The 14,232-nt window shown below is 63.2% G+C and carries 16 protein-coding genes, 1 pseudogene and 1 riboswitch; of the genes and pseudogenes, 5 read left to right on the plus strand and 12 right to left on the minus strand.

The window, feature by feature from the left end:
* Nucleotides 1–58: 58 nt before the first annotated feature.
* The 5 genes from EOB80_RS29550 to EOB80_RS29570 all read right to left on the minus strand — a co-directional run bounded on the left by EOB80_RS29550 (nt 59) and on the right by EOB80_RS29570 (nt 5,623).
* Nucleotides 59–1,462, minus strand: coding sequence for an FAD-binding oxidoreductase (locus tag EOB80_RS29550; RefSeq protein ID WP_127331432.1), 1,404 nt, complete (start codon nt 1,460–1,462; stop codon nt 59–61).
* Complete coding sequence (locus EOB80_RS29555) at nt 1,462–2,754, minus strand: cytosine deaminase (RefSeq protein ID WP_127331434.1); 1,293 nt, start codon at nt 2,752–2,754, stop codon at nt 1,462–1,464. The genes EOB80_RS29550 and EOB80_RS29555 overlap by 1 nt, the downstream gene beginning before the upstream one ends.
* 186 nt (nt 2,755–2,940) lie before the next feature.
* Nucleotides 2,941–3,792: an ABC transporter permease gene (locus tag EOB80_RS29560; RefSeq protein WP_127268481.1), complete on the minus strand. Its 852-nt coding sequence runs from the start codon at nt 3,790–3,792 to the stop codon at nt 2,941–2,943.
* Nucleotides 3,779–4,606, minus strand: a complete 828-nt coding sequence (locus EOB80_RS29565; protein WP_127331436.1) for an ABC transporter ATP-binding protein — start codon at nt 4,604–4,606, stop codon at nt 3,779–3,781. Before EOB80_RS29565 ends, EOB80_RS29560 begins: the two co-directional genes overlap by 14 nt.
* A 12-nt stretch (nt 4,607–4,618) precedes the next feature.
* Complete coding sequence (locus EOB80_RS29570) at nt 4,619–5,623, minus strand: ABC transporter substrate-binding protein (RefSeq protein ID WP_127331438.1); 1,005 nt, start codon at nt 5,621–5,623, stop codon at nt 4,619–4,621.
* Between the two features lie 265 nt (nt 5,624–5,888).
* On the opposite strand from EOB80_RS29570, the gene EOB80_RS29575 reads away from it, so the two are divergent.
* From EOB80_RS29575 to EOB80_RS29590, 4 genes and pseudogenes are all read left to right on the plus strand, one after another.
* Nucleotides 5,889–6,272: a RidA family protein gene (locus tag EOB80_RS29575; protein ID WP_127331440.1), complete on the plus strand. Its 384-nt coding sequence runs from the start codon at nt 5,889–5,891 to the stop codon at nt 6,270–6,272.
* 54 nt (nt 6,273–6,326) lie between these two features.
* Nucleotides 6,327–7,130, plus strand: coding sequence for a creatininase family protein (locus EOB80_RS29580; protein ID WP_127331442.1), 804 nt, complete (start codon nt 6,327–6,329; stop codon nt 7,128–7,130).
* A 168-nt stretch (nt 7,131–7,298) separates the two neighbouring features.
* Nucleotides 7,299–7,553 carry a type II toxin-antitoxin system ParD family antitoxin gene (locus tag EOB80_RS29585; protein WP_127331444.1) on the plus strand — a complete coding sequence of 85 codons (255 nt, stop codon included), beginning with the start codon at nt 7,299–7,301 and terminating at the stop codon, nt 7,551–7,553.
* Nucleotides 7,553–7,837, plus strand: a pseudogene (locus EOB80_RS29590) (type II toxin-antitoxin system RelE/ParE family toxin); the annotation flags it as partial. The gene EOB80_RS29585 and the pseudogene EOB80_RS29590, both read left to right, overlap by 1 nt.
* A gap of 34 nt (nt 7,838–7,871) precedes the next feature.
* On the opposite strand, the gene EOB80_RS29595 reads toward EOB80_RS29590, so the two are convergent.
* Together EOB80_RS29595 and cobD are read right to left on the minus strand one after the other, a co-directional pair.
* Entirely contained in the window at nt 7,872–8,381 is a 510-nt protein-coding gene (locus EOB80_RS29595) for a tyrosine phosphatase family protein (RefSeq protein ID WP_127272559.1), read from the minus strand.
* Complete coding sequence (cobD, locus tag EOB80_RS29600; protein WP_127331446.1) at nt 8,378–9,427, minus strand: threonine-phosphate decarboxylase CobD; 1,050 nt, start codon at nt 9,425–9,427, stop codon at nt 8,378–8,380. Before cobD ends, EOB80_RS29595 begins: the two co-directional genes overlap by 4 nt.
* Here cobD and cbiB point away from each other — a divergent pair.
* The gene (gene cbiB, locus EOB80_RS29605; RefSeq protein WP_127331448.1) at nt 9,426–10,394 is read left to right on the plus strand and encodes an adenosylcobinamide-phosphate synthase CbiB; all 969 of its coding nucleotides are present in this window, start codon (nt 9,426–9,428) and stop codon (nt 10,392–10,394) included. The two genes, cobD and cbiB, sit on opposite strands and share 2 nt — an antisense overlap.
* A 40-nt stretch (nt 10,395–10,434) precedes the next feature.
* Here the strand turns inward: cbiB and cobO are convergent, their stop codons facing one another.
* The 5 genes from cobO to EOB80_RS29630 all read right to left on the minus strand — a co-directional run bounded on the left by cobO (nt 10,435) and on the right by EOB80_RS29630 (nt 14,013).
* The gene (gene cobO, locus EOB80_RS29610; RefSeq protein WP_127331450.1) at nt 10,435–11,049 is read right to left on the minus strand and encodes a cob(I)yrinic acid a,c-diamide adenosyltransferase; all 615 of its coding nucleotides are present in this window, start codon (nt 11,047–11,049) and stop codon (nt 10,435–10,437) included.
* Nucleotide 11,050: 1 nt separating this feature from the next.
* Nucleotides 11,051–11,566 carry a bifunctional adenosylcobinamide kinase/adenosylcobinamide-phosphate guanylyltransferase gene (gene cobU, locus EOB80_RS29615; RefSeq protein WP_127331452.1) on the minus strand — a complete coding sequence of 172 codons (516 nt, stop codon included), beginning with the start codon at nt 11,564–11,566 and terminating at the stop codon, nt 11,051–11,053.
* The gene (locus EOB80_RS29620) at nt 11,559–12,320 is read right to left on the minus strand and encodes a CbtA family protein (protein ID WP_127331454.1); all 762 of its coding nucleotides are present in this window, start codon (nt 12,318–12,320) and stop codon (nt 11,559–11,561) included. The genes cobU and EOB80_RS29620 overlap by 8 nt, the downstream gene beginning before the upstream one ends.
* A 15-nt stretch (nt 12,321–12,335) precedes the next feature.
* Nucleotides 12,336–12,515: a CbtB domain-containing protein gene (locus EOB80_RS29625; RefSeq protein ID WP_127331456.1), complete on the minus strand. Its 180-nt coding sequence runs from the start codon at nt 12,513–12,515 to the stop codon at nt 12,336–12,338.
* Between the two features lie 35 nt (nt 12,516–12,550).
* Nucleotides 12,551–12,748: riboswitch (cobalamin riboswitch) on the minus strand.
* A gap of 65 nt (nt 12,749–12,813) precedes the next feature.
* A complete protein-coding gene (locus EOB80_RS29630) occupies nt 12,814–14,013 on the minus strand; it encodes an MFS transporter (RefSeq protein WP_127331458.1) in 1,200 nt (399 codons plus the stop codon).
* Nucleotides 14,014–14,232: the final 219 nt, after the last annotated feature.

Below are 14,232 nucleotides of genomic sequence, written 5' to 3' on the forward strand. Positions count from 1 at the left end.
CCCTTGAGGGGGAGATGGCCGGCAGGCCAGAGGGGGGTGCAGCGCCACACGCTGGTCATCAGCTTGCCCTCTGCAGCCCCTTGAAAAGGAATGTCCGGCCCGACCGGTAGTCATAGTCCGGGTTCTCCCAGGCGATCATCTTGCCGGGGTTGAGCAGGCCTTGCGGATCGGTTTCGCGCTTGAAGGCAAGCTGTACCGCGTCGGTCTGCTTCATGCCGCCCTCTTCCAGCGTGTAGCGATGCGGATTGAAGATCGGGCAGCCATTCGCCTCATGCAGACGCACGATCTCGTCGAGCCGCGCCTCGGTGGTGAACTTGACCAGCGGCAGGCCGAAGCAGGTGATGTTGCCGTCCAGCCGCACGAATTCCAGATGCGAGAACACCTCGCCCCGAAACATCGCATCCATCTTCTCGACCAGCGCCAGCTGGTTGGGAAAGGGGTAGAGCGACTGCAGATAGGTGATCGAAGGGTCGACGCGCAGCGCTCTCAGCGTGGTGTGGTTCCAGGCCAATTCATAGGCCGGCGGCAGGCCCTTTTTCTCGTCCGGCGTTGCGGTTGCGGCATTGTAGATCACCTCGCCACCGGCACGGCCGGTGAAGGCCAGGAAAGCGTCCAGCCCGTGCCGCGCCACCATGACGACGCAAATGCTTTGCCCTTCCCGGAGGAATTTCTGGTGCCGCTTGAAATAGAGCTGCGGCACGGGTGCGGCTATCGGCGTGATCAGCTTGGTCAGGATACCGTCCTGACATGCCAGCGCATTGCCATAGCGGGCGACATCCATGAAAGCGTCGAAGCCGACGATGACATCGATCCATTCATAAGCCGCGGTCAGCGGCATCTCGACCTCCGATATGATGCCGTTGGTGCCGTAAGCGTGGGTCACCTTGTGCAGATCCTCGCCAGTGAGTTCGAGCGCTTTCGGCTCGGCTTCCATCGTCACCACGCGCAGGCGCAGCACGTTGCCGAAATCGCGCAGGCCGCCGAAATTGATCGAGCCGACGCCGCCCGAACCGCCGGCGATGAAGCCGCCGATCGAAGCGGTGTTGTAGGTGGAGGGCGACAGCCGCAGCTCCTGCCCGGAATGCGCCCGCGTCGCCTTGTCGATATCGGCCAGGATCGCCCCCGGTCCGCTCACAACGCGACCTGGCGCGATCGACTTGATCTCGTTCATCTCGGCAAGGTTGAGCACGACGCCGCCGGAGAGCGGCATCGCCTGGCCGTAATTGCCGGTGCCGCTGCCACGCGGTGTCACCGGCACGCCATGGCAATGACACGCGGCAAGCACGCGTATCAGTTCGGTCTCGTTCCTTGGCGTCACGATCAGATCGCCGGTGACATGGTCCAGTTGCTGCTTCAGCACCGGGCTGTACCAGTAGAAGTCACGGCTCTTCTGCTGGACGATGGCCGGGTTGTCGTCGACCTTGAGCCCGTCAAGATCGCGTTTGAGCGCCGAAACGTCCATTATCCCACCATCAGTTCGTCGAGTTCGGCATAGTCGGGCAATTGCCGGTCGATCGCCTTGCCGCCGCGCACCACGATGCGATCCGATTCGGGTCGCGAGAGCAATTCCGTCCAGCTTCGGCCTTTGAACAGGATGAAATCGGCATCGCCGCCGGCGGCAAGCGTGCCGAAGCCATCAAGCCGCATCACCTTGGCCGGCGTCGCGGTGACCGCTTGCGGCCAGTCGGCGACCGGATGGTCCAAATGCAGGATGCGCGTCGCCATGCGGTAGACCTCTAGCATGTCGAGATCGCCATAGGCGTAGAAGGGATCACGCGTGTTGTCGGAAGCGACTGCCACCGGAATGCCCCTCGCCTTCATCTCGTGCAGCAGCGTCACACCGCGCCAGCGCGGCGTGGTTTGGTCGCCGCGCCGGTCCTGCAGATAGAGATTGCACATCGGCAGCGAGACGACGGCGAGCCCGGCCTTCGCCACCTTGTCCAGCGTATCGAGCACATCGAGGTCCGGCTGGCGCGCAAGCGAGCAGCAATGGCCGACGAGGATCTTTCCTTCGAAACCGTTCCAGAGAGCGGCCTCGGCGATCTTCTTCAACGATATGGCGGAGATATCATCGGTCTCGTCGGCATGGAAATCGAGATCGAGGCCATGCTTGATCGCTTGCGCGAAGACATGGTCGAGCAGTTCTTCGAGGTCCGGCACCATATAGGTGACGACACCGAGCACGCCCTTTGCCGCGGCAACCCTTTTTGCCAGTCTGTCGAACCACTTTTTGTCGCGCACGCCTTCGATGCCGAGCAAACAGGCGCCCTGCAATTCGATACGGCCGCGCCATGCTTCGCGCATCGTCTCGAACACTGGCCAGGAGATCTCCTCCTGCGGCGCGACGCTGTCGATGTGGGTGCGAAGCGCCCGGGTGCCATGGGCGTAGGCGCAGCGCAGTGAAAAATCCATCCGCCGCGCCAAATCCTCGGCGCTCCAGCGTGCCACACGATCAGCACCGGCGGCATTCAGCGCGCCCATGAAGGTGCCATCGGGATTTGGTTTCCGCGGCCAGATATGGCCTTTGTCGATATGCGTGTGGCAGTCGACGAAGCATGGGAGGATTATACGGCCGGCGAGGTCGATCGCATCGGCGGATCGGCCATGCACGGTGATGCTGGAAATCTTCCCGTCGGCCACAGCGATGTCGGCAAGCCCGAACCCGTCAGCATCGAAGGGCGCGGAAAGGCCTGGTGCCAGTGAGCGATGAAGGCGAACATTGGCGAGATGGTAAGAGCCGAAGGTTGGTATCAAGCGTTGCCCCCCTCTGTCCTGCCGGACATCTCCCCCTCAAGGGGGGAGATTGGCAGCGTCCGCGCCGGCTCTTTTTTTTCAACGTTGGAGATTGGCGAAGGTCGTGACAACAGCCAATCTCCCCCCTTGAGGGGGAGATGTCCGGCAGGACAGAGGGGGGCGCTTCGCGCCAACCTTTCAGTCATCCTAGCGCTCCTGCTTCAGTGCGCTTTCGTGCCAGCGCCGCAAAATGAGATGCGAAATCAGCGACAGCACGAGGAAGATCAAAATGCCGGTCAGCGAGATCAGGAACAGCGCCGCGAACAGCCGCGGCGCGTTGAGCCGGTAGCCGGCCTCGATGATGCGTGAGGCAAGACCGGACGACTGGCCGGTGGTGCCGGCGACGAACTCGGCCACCACGGCGCCGATCAGCGACAGGCCTCCGGCGATCTTCAGCCCGCCGAGGAAATAGGGCATCGCCGCCGGTAGCCTGAGATAGCGCAGTTGCTGCCAGCGCGTCGCGCCGTTGAGCTTGAACATGTCGCGCAGATTGCGGTCGACGGAGTTGAGGCCAAGCGTGGTGTTGGACAGGATCGGAAAGAAGGCGACGATCCAGGCGCACAGCAGAAGCTTGGTCGTCTGGTCGTTCACATAGATGTTGATCAGCGGAAAGATCGCCACGATCGGCGTCACCTGCAGCACGATGGCGAAGGGGAAGAACGACATCTCCACCCATTTCGATTGTGCGAACAGCACCGCCAGCCCGACCCCGCCGATGACCGCCAGAGCCAGGCTGAGGAAGGTGATGCGCAAGGTCACCAGCAGCGAGGAAAACAGCAAGCCGGCATCGTTGTAGAGTGTCCACAGAACCACGCCCGGGCGTGGCAGGATGTATTGCGGAATCTCGTTCCAGACGCAGATGCGATCCCACAGCCAGATCGCCAGGATCATGATCGCCAGCGGCAGCACCCATCGGCCGATCCGCTCGAACCGCGCCTGGCGCACGCGGCGCGCCTCCTCGGGGTCGAGTTCGAGCGCCCGCTCGTCAATGGCCGTCATGATGCGCGCCTGCTGTTGAATTGATGGCCTTGACCAGCACATCGGAAGCCTGACGGCACAGTGCCGCATAGTCGGGCGAGGTGCGAAACGCCTCATCGCGCGGATAGGAGGCCTCGATGGCAAGTTCGTCGAACACCCGGCCCGGCCGCGCCGCCATGACAACGACGCGGTTGGACAGGAACACGCTTTCAAAGACGCTGTGGGTGACGAAGACGACGGTGAAGCGTTCGTCCTGCCACAGTTCCAGGAGATCATTGTTGAGCTTGAAGCGGGTGATCTCGTCGAGTGCCGCGAACGGTTCGTCCATCAGCAGCACGCGCGGTTTGGTCACCATGGCGCGTGCGATCGAGACGCGCATCTTCATGCCGCCGGACAGTTCGCGCGGCACCGCGTCTTCGAAACCGGTCAGGTGAACCCGCGCCAGCATTTCCGTCACCGCAGGTGCCGCCTTGGCACGGGAAATACCTTTCAGCCGCAGCGGCAGCCAGACATTGTCGAAGACGTTGGCCCAGGGCAGCAGCGTCGGCTCCTGGAAGACGAAGCCGATGTTCGAGCGGTCAGCTGAGCCGCCGCCGCGCCAGTCGAGCACGCCGGAGGTCGGCGTCGACAGGCCGGCGATCAGCCGCAGCGCCGTCGACTTGCCGCAACCCGACGGCCCGAGCAGGCTGAGGAAATCGCCTTCCCTGATGGTCAGGTCGACATCGTTGAGCGCCGTCACGCCGTTGGAGAAAACCTTGCCGACGCCACGCAGCGCCAGAAGCGTCGGGGCCGCACCCGATGCAGCCGGCGCTTGCGCCACCTTTTCCCTTATCATACCGGGACCGGCCTATTTCTTCAGCTCGAGCCCGACGCCTTTGTTGATGAAGGTCAGCGTGTAGGCCTTCTTGATGTCGATGCCGGCTGGCGTGACCTTGGCTTTGACCATCTTGTCGTAGAAATTCTTGATCCGCTCATCGGTCATGGCGCCGATGCCGAGCTTTTCGGTGTCGCCGGAATCGGCAAGGCCGAACTTCTTCATCTGCTCGATCGAGAACGCGATCTGCTCGTCGCTCATATCGGGATTGTCTTTCTTGATCATCTCGTTGGCGGCCTTGTTGTCGCCGTACAGATATTTGTACCAGCCCTTGGCCGAGCCATCGACGAAGCACTGGACCACCTCCGGCTTCTTGTCGATCGTATCCTGCATCACCTCGATCGTCGTCGAATAGGTGTCCCAGCCATAGTCGGCGAGCAGGAACTGGTTCGGCACGAAGCCGCCTTCCTTCTTGACCGCGAACGGCTCCGAGGTGACGTAGCCCTGCTGGATCGACTTCTTGTTGGCGAGGAAGGGAGCGGTGTTGTAGGTGTAGGGCGCGCGCTTGGAAGCGTCGAAGCCGAGTTCGATGACCATCCACTGGAAGAAGGTCTGCACGCCCTCGTCGCCCAATATGTACTGGTCGGCGTTCTTCAGGTCCTCCCATTTGTCGAGCCCTTCGCCGGGGTGGGACATGATGACCTGCGGGTCCTTCTGGAAGTCCGCCGCCACCACGCGCATGGGAATGCCTTGCTGGACGGCATCGAAAGCCGACAGCAGATTGCCGCCCATGTAGAAATCGATCTTGCCGGCCAGCAGCAGCGGTCGGCCGCTGACCTGCGGACCGCCCTGCATGATGGTGACGTCGAGGCCGCAGGCGGCGTAGGTGCCGTCCGCCACGGACTGATAATATCCACCATGCTCCGGCTGGGCCAACCAGTTGGTGCCGAAGGTGACTTTCTCATTCGCAGCAGCACCCAGCGTGCTGGCTGCAAGCAGGGCCACCGCCGCCACCGAGATCTTCTGTTTTCCGTACATCCACACCACCCTCTGTTTGCTCCGGCGCGCCACGCGCCAGGCTCGACACCAAAGATTCAAGAAGCAAGACACATGCCACCGGCGTCTGGCGCCGGGGCCGCCCGCTTGAAAGACGTTGCCAGGCCAAGCGCGGACGGGTCATGCTGTACGAAAGGCATCGTGCCTATTTTTTGAACGGCTGTCCACAATCGCCCGGGCAACATGCACCGCCATCTTGAAGGTGTAATGGGTCCGGCTTTAGGCTGGCGGCACCCAGGAGATTGCCATGTTCAAATTCCTCACCCCGAAGTCGATCAAGCCGCCCTTTGCCCGCTACAGCCACGGCGTCGAGGTACCGCCTGGAAAGCGGCTGGTGCTGTGCTCGGGTCAGGTTGCCATAACCGCGGACGACCAGATTCCCGAAGAGGCCGGCGCGCAGGCCGAACTCTGCTTCCGCAACATCGAAGCGATCCTCGGCGAAGCCGGGCTGGGCCTACGCGACATCATCCGTATCAACGCCTATGTCACCGACCGCGCGCATCTGCGGCCCTATATGGATGTCCGCGACCGGCTGTTTTCCAGCCCCGCGCCGGCCTCGACGCTGATGATCGTCTCCGGCTTTGCCCGACCCGAATTCAAGGTCGAGGTTGAGGCTATCGCGGCCGGGTGATCGACAGACAACCTCCGCCGCGCTAGGTCTGGCCGTTCATCGAAGAGGCATGACATGACTGTTGCGAAGAAACGTGTGTGGTGGGGCGACTACCGGACCACCGAATACGCCTCGATGGATCCGGAGGCGACGATCGCCGTGCTGCCGGTGGCGGCGATCGAGCAGCATGGCCCGCATCTGCCTGTCTCGACCGACACTTCGATCATGAACGGCATGCTCGACACGGTCATCGCCCGCCTGCCCGACGATCTCGACGTCCGCATCCTGCCGGTCCAGGCGGTAGGCAAATCGAACGAACATTTGCATGCGCCGGGCACCCTCACACTGCCGGCAACCACGCTGATCGAAGCCTGGACCGAGCTTGGCCTGTCGATCGCGCGCGCCGGTGTGCGCAAGCTGATCGTGGTCAATTCGCATGGCGGCAACGAGGAGATCATGGGCATCGTCACGCGCGAATTGCGCGTGCGCGAAAAGATGCTGGCGGTAAAAACCAGCTGGCAGCGCTTCGGCCGCCCGGCCGGCATGTACACCGAACTGGAGGACCGCCACGGCATCCATGGCGGCGATGTCGAGACCTCGCTGATGCTGCATTTCCGGCCGGACCTCGTCGACATGGCCAAGGCCGACAATTTCGTTTCCAATGTCGCCAAAGCCGAAAACGAATTTTCGCTCCTGCGCCACACCGGCACCCACGCCTTTGCCTGGATCGCTGGCGATCTCAACCCGAATGGCGTCGTCGGCGATGCCAGCATCGCGACGGCGGAGAAGGGCCGGCTGACGGCAGAATATCAGGCCGACGGGTTCATCAGCCTGCTGCGGGATGTGCGCAAGGCGAAGCTCGCGGACTGGTTGACGTAGCCTCCAAACCAGTGGTCTGGCATCGAAAGGCAAGCGCTGTCCTCTTGAACAAACCAGGCGACGGAGGGCGGATCAGACAATCGCGCTTTTGGACAAGAGATTTCCGCACAAGAGATTTTGACAAACTTTGCCAAAATGGACCATACTGGGCGGGATATGGAGGCCAGTATGGCAACGATGAACGTATCATTGCCCGACCCGATGAAAGATTGGGTTGAGGCGCAAACCGAAACGGGCCGCTACGCCAACGCGAGCGACTATGTGCGCGATTTGATCCGTCGGGATCAGGAGCGCAATGACAAGATTGCCGCCATGCAGCGCTTTGTCGATGATGGCTTGAAGAGTGGCATCGGCGATCGATCCAGGGACGCGCTTTTCACGGAGGCGGTTAAACGCGCTGAAAAGCCATCCGGCAATGGGTAGTGGGATTTCGCCTTTCTTTAGCTGCGGAAGAGGACATCGTCGGTATTGCCGAGCAAGGGGTGCGCCTGTTCGGCGCTGTGCAGGCCAGACAGTATCATGACAAGTTGTTTACGATCTTTGACCTGATCGCTGCCAGTCCCCGAATAGCGCGGGAGCGGCTTGAATTGGCGCCACCGATGCGTATCCATCCCTTCAAAGCCCATCTTGTCGTCTACCGGATCGAAGCCGACGACGACGTGTTCATTGTCCGGGTACGGCACGGGCATGAAGATTGGGCGAATGAAGGCACCCGACAATCGAACAACGATATGGGGGCAGCTAGCTGTCGATCCTCAGCGCGAACGGCGTGCCTTCAAAGGCATCCGCACCGCGGCCGATCGATTCGATCGCCTCGATCATGCGGCCGTTGCGATCAAGCAGCGCATCGGCCACCGCGATCAGTCGCGGATTGGGTGTTGCCGAGGGCGACAGCGCCCGCAGCGTCCTCGCCAATTCGGCCTCGTCGCGTTTCGGCGCCAATGCGGCCGCGATGATATAGGCCGAAGCCGTCGAGCGGCTGATGCCGGCATAGCAATGCACGAGCATCGGCCTTGCACGGTCCCAGCGGCGCGCGAAATCGAGCAGGTTGCGGACATGCTCCTCGCCCGGCATGGTCATGCCGTCCTGCGCCGCCGCGATGTCATGCATGACCAGATGCAGATGATTTTCTTTCGATATCGAGGCCGGCCGGACCACCGCCGTTCCGGCGGCAAGCAGCGACAGCATGCGGTCGGCGCCGCTCCTGGCCACCGTTTCCTCGATCTTTGCCAGCGAGCAGACATGGATCATTGTTTCGAACCCTTCGATTGATGCTCGCGCCGCGACGCCCATTCGGCAAGAACGGTCTCGAGCCGCTGCCATTCCTCCTCACTCCCCGGCAGGCCGGCGCGCAGAACGTCAGGCCGATCGGCAAAATGGCGAAGCAGAATGCCGCGCCCGCCGAGCGCGGCAAACAAATCGGCAGCATGCGGCAGGCGAAGAAAACGGAACAGCGTGGTGCCGCCCATAACGGGAATACCGAAGCGGCCGAACAGCGCATCGAGCCGCGCCGATTCATCAGCCAGCGCCGTCCGCATCGCGTCCTGCCAGCCGATGTCGGCAAGCGCGCGAATGCCGTATTCCAGCGCCGGGCCGGCAACGGCCCATGGCCCGAATTGTGTTTCCAGCCGTTCGACCGTCACAGCATCGGAAAGTGCAAAACCGAGCCGCAGGCCGGCCAGACCAAAGAACTTGCCGAACGAGCGCAGCACGACGACGCCGCCCTGGCCGACATCGCCGCAGAGGCTATGCTCGCGCGGCCCAACATCCATGAACGCCTCGTCGACAACCAGCAGCCCGCCCTTGGCGCGCAATCCGGCAGCCAGAGCCAGCAACCGGTCGCGCTCGATGACACGTCCATCCGGATTGTTCGGATTGACCATGATGGCAAGGTCGGCGTCCGCCAGGTCAGCGAAATCGCCGACCTCGGTCACCGCGTGCCCGGCGATCACTGCTGCGCGGGCATGTTCGGCGTAGGTCGGACCCAGCACCAGCGCCCTTCCGGGGGTAATCAGCGAGGCGACGCGCGGCAACAGGATCTGCGTGCCCGGTGCCGCCACGATGTTGGCTGGCGACGGCGCCCCATAGGCACTGGCAGCGATCTCTGTCAGCTCACGCGTGCGCGCGGCTTCCGGCAACCGCGACAGCGAGGTGGCGGGCAGGTCGAAAAGCGGGTAGGAGTGCGGATTGATACCGGTCGAGAGGTCGACGAATGGCAGCAGGGCGTTGGGGAAAAGCGCCCTCGCGCGGCCAAGACTTCCACCATGGTCCACAACCGCCCCATTAAGAAGCTTCATGTCAGTCCTGATCGCTTTCCTGTCATTGGCCGTCGAATTCGCCCTCGGTTACCCCGATTGGCTGTTTCGCGCCATCGGCCATCCGGTGACGTGGTTCGGCAGGCTGATATCCTTTCTCGACCGCAGGCTCAACCGCGCCACTGATCCCGACGCGCTGCGTCGCAAGCGTGGTGTCCAGGCGCTGCTGGTCATCGTGCTGGTGCCGGCGATAATTGGCCTGGGCGTGCAGATCCTGTTCTGGTTCGTTCCCATGGGCCTGGTCATCACTGCCCTTCTGGCAACGTCGCTTCTGTCGCAGAAGAGCCTCTATGAGCATGTCGAGGCTGTGGCGGACGCGCTCGACACCGGTGGCCTCGCTCTGGCCCGCCTTGCCGTTTCGCGAATCGTCGGCCGCGACCCTGAAACGCTCGACAGGGCCGGCGTCTGCCGCGCCGCGATCGAGAGCCTGGCTGAGAATTTCTCCGACGGCATCGTCGCCCCCGCCTTCTGGACCGGCGTCGGCGGCCTGGCCGGCGGCGCCGCCTACAAGGCCGCCAACACCGCCGATTCGATGATCGGCCACCGCACCCCGCGCCACGAGGCCTTCGGCTGGGCGGCGGCGCGCTTCGACGACTGGATCAATCTGCCGGCGTCGCGGCTGACGGCGCTGCTGATCGTGCTGGCGGCGTTCTTCGTCAAAGGCGCTGATGCGAAAAATGCCTGGCATGCGGTGTGGCGCGACGCGAAAAAACACCGCTCACCCAATGCCGGCTGGCCGGAAGCGGCGATGGCCGGTGCGCTCGGCCTGGCGCTCGCCGGGCCGCGCAGCTACGGCGGCGTGCTCGTGGACGACGTCTTCATGGGCGAAGGTGGGCGGCGCGAGGCCGACAGCGTCGACATAAGGCGAGCGCTGAAACTCTATCGCGTCGCCGACTATCTGCTGATCGCGCTGTTCGGGTTGGTTTCGGTCGTTGTCATCGTGGCGTGATCTACTTCACCCTCCCCCTTGTGGGGAGGGTAAGAAACGCTCAGAACTCGATCCCCTGCTGCGCTTTCACGCCTGCGGAAAAATGGTGCTTGGTTACGCCCATTTCGGTGACGAGGTCGGCCGCCTCGATCAGCGCCGGCTTGGCGTTGCGGCCGGTGACCACGACATGCAGGCCCTCACGCCGCGCCTTCAACGCCGCAACCACTTTGTCGAGGTCGAGATAGTCGTAGCGCAGCGCAATGTTCAGTTCGTCGAGCACCAGAAGGCTGATCGACGGATCGGCCATCAGCTCAAGCACCTTGGCCCACGCGGCTTCGGCGGCGGCGATGTCGCGCTTCAGGTCCTGCGTTTCCCAGGTGAACCCCTCGCCCATCGCGTGCCAGACAACGCGGTCGCCGAAGGCGGCGAAGGCGTCCTTCTCGCCGGTGTGCCACTTGCCCTTGATGAACTGGACGACCCCGACCCGCTTGCCGTAGCCGAGCATGCGCAGCGCCAGGCCAAAGGCGGCGGTGGTCTTTCCCTTGCCCGGTCCGGTGTTGACGATGAGCAAGCCCTTCTCGACCGTCTTGCTCGCCACCTCGGCATCCTGCACAGCCTTGCGCTTGGCCATCTTGGCGCGGTGGCGTTCTTCGTCCCTATTGTCGATGTCGGTCATGTCATTTCACCTTGAGCGGCAGCCCTGCCACCATAAGCAGCACCATGTCGGCGACGGCGGCGACCTGCTGGTTGAGCCGGCCGGCGGCATCGCGAAACCGGCGCGCCAGCGCATTGTCCGGCACTATGCCTTGGCCGACTTCATTTGACACCACGAACCAGGGGCCGCGCGGCCGCGAAAGCACCTCCGCCAATCGCCGGCATTCAAGCTCGAAATCGTGTTCGGCCAGCATATGGTTGGTCAGCCACAGCGTCAGGCAGTCGACAAGCACCGGCCGATCGTCCGGCAAGGCGGCAAGCGTACCGGCGAGATCGAGCGGTGCGTCGATGGTCGTCCAGCCTTCGCCGCGCCGCGATCGGTGCAACGCAATGCGTTCATGCATCTCGTCATCATAGGCTTGCGCCGTGGCGATATAGGTCCAGGGGGGCGGCATGGCGGTCGCCAGAATTTCGGCGTGCGCGCTCTTGCCGGAGCGCGCACCGCCGATGAGGAAGGTCAGTGTCTTGCGATCAGGCAAAGCTGTCGCGCAGGCTGGTCGCGGTGCCGGTGAAACGGCCACGCACCACGCCGACGACCGCGCCGAGCACCAGCCAGAACACCAGATTGGTCACGGTCACCGCCACCACGAACTGGTGATGCAGCCCTTCTGGAATCGCCGTCTCGTAACTGTCCGGCTGCGGTGCACCGACAACATGCGGTGCGACGATCAAAAGGACGGCAAGGATCGCGAGCGGCAGCGACTTGCGAAACGCGATCAGGCCGAGACCGGCAGCGGTTGCCGCCACCGTCGCCCACCACCAGATCTGCCGATGGGTGAGATCGGCGGCCGGCATGGCCGGCAGTTCCGGCGGCAGGCCGAGGCCCGGCGCCAGCGTGAACACGGCAAAGCCGGCCAGGCCCCAGAACACGCCCTGGCGCCAGCCACCGATGCCGCAGGCGAATTCGGAGACCGCGACCAGGATCAAGGCGAAGCCGATGCCGGTGACGATGTTGGCAAGCACGCTGAAGGCGAAACGCTCGAAACCGTCTGCCGGCGCCCAGCCTTCGTCTGCCGGAGCGGCTTCCGCCGCCGGAGCAGTTGTGCTCATGGCATTGCTATCCGTTGCGGCCGGAGCGGCATGGTCATGGTGATGCCCGCCGCCGGCCTGTTCGTAGACTTCCGCCTTCAGGATCAGCGGCACGGTGGCATAGGCCTGCATGCAGGCGAGAACGACGCCGGCCACGAGCCCTGCGATCGCCGCGATGAACACGACGTTGCGAAACAGGTTCATGATGTCAATTCCTCGTCAGTGGCAGGGAAACGCCATCGAATGGCGATAATCGTGAGCCGCATTGTGGACCGCATCGATATGCGAGAAGCCGACAAAGCCCATCACGAAAATGCCGAGCAGCCCGGCGAGCGCGAGCTGCATGAAGCGCGACTGCGAGGAGACGGAGGTGCCGAGGGAGACGGAAGCGGTAGTCATGTCTTGTCCTTTCGCCCTCCACCCGAGGGCATCGAAGTCAGTTTCCTGTCGCCGGCAGGTCTCCTGGCTCACGGATCAGCGTCCTTCCCCACCTTCCCGAAGAAAAAATCCTCAGTGGTTTATGGAGAGGACTACCGCACACAGTTGCGGGGGCAGCCACGGCATTGGGCGAAATTCGCCCTCACCGCATTCCCTCTTGGCTCCAAAATGGAACCGGCGACACCGGTGACTATAGGCAGAATCCTTGCTTCCGGCAAACCAAATTCCGCCGGTGACCATTGCGAATGCGCCATGAAGGTCAAAGTGATTTCGGCAGATAGCGCCACGTCACAAAGCCGCAGACCGCCGCCAGCAGGCCGAGCGTGACGAACACCGAGCCCAGGCCGAAGAAGGCCAGCGCCACCGAATAGACCAGCGGCGGCGTCAGCTCGGAAAAATCGAGATAGGTGCGGTAGACCGCTGCCATCTGCGGTCTTTCATAGGAGCGCACCGAGCGCATGAAGGCGGTCGAGCCGAGGGCGTCGAGCGCAATGGTGAAGAAGGCACCGCAGAGCAGGAAGGCGCCGGTAAGCAGCGGCACGGTTTCGCCGACGAAGCCCGCCGCCAAAAGCGCGGCCGACATGGCGAAATAGGCGAATGTCATGGTCCCGCGGCCACCAAAGCGCTTTCCTGCCTTGCCCCAGAAAATCGCCATGAACAACAGCGCGTTGCCGGCCGAAACCAGCAGGCCGCCGGCCAGCTTGCCCTCACCTGTGATGACCATGAACAGCGGCCCATAGACGAAGAACGTCGTCCAGAAGCAGGAGCGGCCGAAGGCGATCAGCCAAGCCAGCCTGAGCCTGGGCTGCGCCACGAAGCGGCCGATATTGGCGAGCGGATTGACGGGGCGCGTCTTGCCCGGACGGATAGACTGGTTGTCGCCGAGGCGGTAGGTCCAGAACAGCGCCAGCAGGCCAAACGCGAACACCGCGACCGTACCATGCGCGGCATAGATGCCGAAGCGCGTGTAGAGGAAGATGCCGAGCGTCGGCCCACCGGTCCAGGCCAGCATCGACCACGCCATGCGCAGCGATTCGGCCTGCATGAAGTCGGTCTTGCGGATGTGGTCCATGATGTAGAGGTTGAGCGTGATCGACAGCGCGCTGGCGCCCATCACCCGGCACAGCATGCCGGCCAGTTGCCCGGCAAGCGTGTCGGTGACGAAGAACAGCGAGCCGACGGCCAGCAGGCAGGCGCCTGCCGTGTAGACCCAGCGCCGGGCAAAACGGCGGATCAGCATCGGCATGAACAATGTCACCGACAGCCCGAGCATCGCCACCACGGTGTAGAGCATCGACACGATCTGTTCGTTGTGCAGGATCTCGTAGGCCTGGATCGGGATGACGCTCGACACCGTGGCGCGGGCGAAGGATTCGACCGCATAGAGCGACGCGAAGGTGCGCGCGTCCGCGGCCTTGAGAGCCGGCAGCCAGATCGGATGGCGCACATGGGTGGACATTGCTTTCCCCGAAGCAGATTCACCGGGTCAAATCTGACGTGGCGATCCCAGCGCCAATAAGAGGAAACCGACGCGCATCCGGCAAAAGCGAAGCCGGCCAAAGGCTTCCCTGCACTGGCCCAATGCCGCGGCTGATCCGGGTTGTCGGCAGAGTTGCCGGTCTTCTTTTGTCCCAGGCAACCGTGATAGTCCTCCAGCGGGGCTGAATCAGAATGCGAG

It is taken from the genome of Mesorhizobium sp. M7A.F.Ca.MR.245.00.0.0 (assembly GCF_003997415.1).
In the GTDB taxonomy this organism is placed as follows: Bacteria; Pseudomonadota; Alphaproteobacteria; order Rhizobiales; family Rhizobiaceae; genus Mesorhizobium.